This window comes from Pulveribacter sp. (assembly GCF_032079985.1).
Taxonomy (GTDB): Bacteria; Pseudomonadota; Gammaproteobacteria; order Burkholderiales; family Burkholderiaceae_C; genus Melaminivora.
The window spans coordinates 1-1,187 of sequence record NZ_DAMATK010000018.1; the positions used below are offsets into that span (position 1 = coordinate 1).

General features: G+C 61.1%; 1 pseudogene. It reads left to right on the forward strand.

The features are described 5' to 3' along the window. Window positions 1-63 precede the first annotated feature (63 nt). Window positions 64-1,187 (forward strand): annotated as a pseudogene (locus tag RT282_RS17245) (IS3 family transposase); the annotation flags it as partial.

A 1,187-nucleotide genomic window follows, 5' to 3' on the forward strand; every position in this document is an offset into this window, starting at 1 on the left:
TGAAGTCCCCTTGAAAACCTGAACCACCCGGAAGTAGAGAATTCCCCCAGACGGAGTCTCTACATGAAGAAATCCAGATTCACTGAAGCGCAGATAGTCGGCATCCTCAAGGAGGTCGAGATGGGCGCCAAGGTCGCCGAGACATGCAGGAAGCATGGCGTGAGCGAGCCGACCTACTACAAGTGGAAGAGCCAGTTCTCAGGCATGACGGTCTCGCACCTGGCGCAGCTTCGCCAGTTGCAGGACGAGAACGCCAAGCTCAAGCGCATGTACGCCGACCTAGCACTGATGCACCATGCCCTGAAGGACGTTGTTGACCGAAAGCTCTGACCCCGGAGCGTCGCGAGATGGTCGTTCAAGCCCTCATGAGCGAGCACGGCATGAGCGAGCGACGGGCCTGCCAAGCCAGCGGCATCGCCCGCTCCACACTGCGATACCGGCCTGTTGCACGCGACGACTCCGGGGTCATCACTTTCATCCAGACGCACATGGCGCTGAACCCGCGTCACGGCTTTGGCCTGCTGTACGACAGCGCCCGTCACCAAGGCAAGCCCTGGGGCAAGACGGTGCTCTGGCGCGTGTACTGCGAGATGCGGCTGAACCTGCCGCGGCGCGGCAAGAAACGGCTGCCAGCGCGCATCAAGCAGCCTCTGCAGGCCGCAGACCAGCCCAACCAGGGCTGGAGCTGCGACTTCATGTCTGACGCGCTGTGGTCCGGCAGGCGGTTCAGGACCTTCAACGTCATCGACGAATTCAACCGCGAAGGGCTGCGCATCGAGGTCGACACCAGCCTGCCGGCTGCACGGGTTATCCGGGCCCTGAACGAACTGGTGGAGGTACGTGGTGCGCCACTGTCGATTCGCCTGGACAACGGCCCCGAGTTCATCGCCCATGCCTTGTCCGAATGGGCGAAATCCAAGGGCATTGCTCTCAATCACATCCAGCCGGGAAAGCCGACGCAGAACGCTTATGTCGAACGATTCAACAAGACCTACCGCACCGAGGTGCTCGACTGCTACGCCTTCGATTCACTGCAGCAGGTGCGTGACATGACGGCCGACTGGCTGCACCGATACAACCACCATCGACCTCACGAAGCCCTCGGCCGAATCCCCCCGGTCGAGTACCGTGTCAAACTGTTCCCCAACCTCTACTTCTGACTGGCACAGGAATTCGAGGGGACTTCA